Source organism: Arthrobacter sp. SRS-W-1-2016 (genome assembly GCF_002009585.1).
GTDB classification, from domain to species: Bacteria; Actinomycetota; Actinomycetes; order Actinomycetales; family Micrococcaceae; genus Arthrobacter; species Arthrobacter bambusae_A.
Window position 1 is genome coordinate 1 of the sequence record NZ_MTPV01000088.1, and the last position, 2,408, is coordinate 2,408.

Sequence of the window (2,408 nt, forward strand, 5' to 3'; positions counted from 1 at the left end):
TAACTCGCGGGCCTCGCCCGCGGCCCGCCCCCTAATCCGACATTTGTGGGGTGGGGGGGTCCACACCGTGCCGTGGTGTGCCCCCCCCGCGGGGGGGGCGGGCGGGGGGGGGGGACCGCTAATGGCCCCCCCGCCCGTCAGGCAGTTGGGCTATTTGCTCGGCGCCGGGCTGGCGGTCTGCTCAGCCTTGGGCAGGTACTGCGTGGGCATCGGGGATCCCGGGAACCACTTCTGGTAGAGCTTCTCCCAGGTACCGTCTTCCATCGCCGCGGCCAGTCCCTTGTTCAGGGCATCCTTGAGGGCGGTCTTGTCCTTGGCCAACGCGAAGCCGGCCGGTGCGTCAAAGGACGGAATATCGGCCGCGCTGACCAGGCCGAACTGCTGTTCGTAGGACTTGGCGGCCTCGTAGTCAAGGAAGTGGGCGTCAGCCGAACCGCTGTTCACTGCCGAGATCGCGGAGTTGTTGTCCGGGAAGCGCACCAGGTTCGCGGTGGGGAAGTTCTTCACTGCGTAGGCCTCCTGCAGCGTGCCTTGGACCACGCCAAGACGCTTTCCGGCAAGGCTGCTGACATCCTTGATCCCTGAGGTCTTGGTCGTCAGGACGGTCAGGTATCCGGCGAGGTAGCCGTTGGAGAAGTCCACGGTCTGTTTACGCTTGTCCGTGATGCCGATGGCGGCGACGCCGACGTCGAACTGTCCGTTGGCGACGGCCGGCAGAATCGCCGAGAAGTCCTGTCCGGTGAAGACGACCTTCTCCACTCCGGCGCGGTGCGCGACATCTTTGAAGAGTTCGACGTCGAAACCTGTGAAGTTTCCAGTGGCGTCCGTGAACGTGTAGGGCTTTGCGTCTCCCAGGCTGGCCACGCGGATAGTGCCAGGTTCTATCAGGCCATAAGGGTTTCCGGCGGTCGACGACGAGGCAGGGGTCGATCCGCCACACCCGCTCAGTGCCAGGAGGGCTGCGACAGCAGCCGCAACGATCACTCCGGGGCGGAAGTTCAGTCGTTTAGTCACAGCAAATTTTCCAATCATGAGAAGCGAAGCGGCCTTAAAGCCTTACGGAATTCCCCTTGCTGAGTCCGGTCTCAGTAGCTAGGATTGAGACCGGACTCACAGGGGGTTGCAAAAAATGTAACCCAAGGCACACTGGCCGTCAAGGCCCGTTCGGAAGGCATGCATGAGCAGCAATGGTTCGAGGCGGCGCGAGATTACCGTTGCCGACGTCGCGAAGGCGGCACAGGTGTCCAAGGCCCAGGCCGCCCGGGCCCTGGGAAATTACGGGGCCGTCAGCGAGGATGTCCGGAGCCGCGTGCTAGCGGCGGCAGAGGAACTTTCCTACCGGCCGAACGAACTGGCCCGCAGCATGAACACGGGGAAATCCAACACGATCGGGGTCGTGGTGGGTGATATTGAGAACCCTCACTTCGGACTCGCGACGCGGGGCATTACGGACACTGCCAAGAAGAGCGGCTACAACGTCATCCTGATCAACACAGACGAGGAACTCACCGCGGAAACCGAAGCGGTCCAGGTCTTGCTCGATAAGCGCGTGGACGGACTGATCGTGGCGCCGGCGTCGTCCGTTGAAACGAAACATTTACAGGACGTTCACGAGTCCGGGCGGCCGTTGGTGCTCCTGGACCGAAAAGCCGAGGGGTTGGACGTGGAGACCATCGCGGTAAGCATGACTGGGATTTCCTACGAATCCACGCGGTATCTCCTTCAGGCCGGCCACCGCAGGATCGCGTTTGTCTCCACACTCAAGACCGGCTCTCCGTACCGGTCTGGAATGGTGCTGGATTCTTCGCAGATCTCCGAGCGGCTTGAGGGCATGGAGCGCGCCTTCTCCGAAATAGGATTGACGCTCCCGGAGGACCACGTGCGGCTCAACGCTGGCGACGCGGATTCGATCCGGAATATCACCCGCGGGCTCTTGCTCATGCCCGAGCCGGTCACTGCCATTGTGGCGTCCGACGGCCTCATAGCACTCAGCGTCGTCGAAGCCATTCAGGAGCTGGGCCTCTCGATCCCCGAGGATGTTTCGTTCCTGATGTATGACGACTTTTCCTGGACACGCCTGACGAGCCCGCCCCTGACCGTCGTTTCCCAGCCTGTGTACGAAATGGGCGTGGCCGCTGCCGGCGCCCTGATCCGGCAAATCGAGGGCCGGAAGCCTGTGGCCAACGGACCCGGGTTCTCCGCCCGGCTGATCCGGCGCGGTTCGGTCGCAATGCCACGTATTGCGAGGGTTTAGATCCATTCGGCAAACTGCGATGGCGGGCCGGGCGGGCGGGCCCGGGGGGCCGGGGGGGGCGGGGGGGGCGGCCGGCGGGGGGGCCCCCGGGGGGGCGCGGGCGGGGGGGGGGGGCCCCCCGCCCCGGGGGGGGCGGGGGTGGGGTGTGCGGGGC

The 2,408-nt window shown here is 64.7% G+C and carries 2 protein-coding genes; one reads left to right on the forward strand and one right to left on the reverse strand.

Annotated features, from left to right (window positions below):
• Positions 1–150: 150 nt before the first annotated feature.
• Positions 151–1,032, reverse strand: a complete 882-nt coding sequence (locus tag BMF89_RS21385; RefSeq protein WP_078109052.1) for an ABC transporter substrate-binding protein — start codon at positions 1,030–1,032, stop codon at positions 151–153.
• Positions 1,033–1,177: 145 nt separating this feature from the next.
• Here BMF89_RS21385 and BMF89_RS21390 point away from each other — a divergent pair, with 145 nt between their 5' ends.
• Positions 1,178–2,254: a LacI family DNA-binding transcriptional regulator gene (locus tag BMF89_RS21390; protein ID WP_078109053.1), complete on the forward strand. Its 1,077-nt coding sequence runs from the start codon at positions 1,178–1,180 to the stop codon at positions 2,252–2,254.
• Positions 2,255–2,408: the final 154 nt, after the last annotated feature.

Coding starts and splice junctions, on each gene's coding strand:
- BMF89_RS21385 (WP_078109052.1), bottom strand. CDS start 1,032: ATGATTGGAAAATTTGCTGTGACTAAACGACTGAACTTCCGCCCCGGA.
- BMF89_RS21390 (WP_078109053.1), top strand. CDS start 1,178: ATGAGCAGCAATGGTTCGAGGCGGCGCGAGATTACCGTTGCCGACGTC.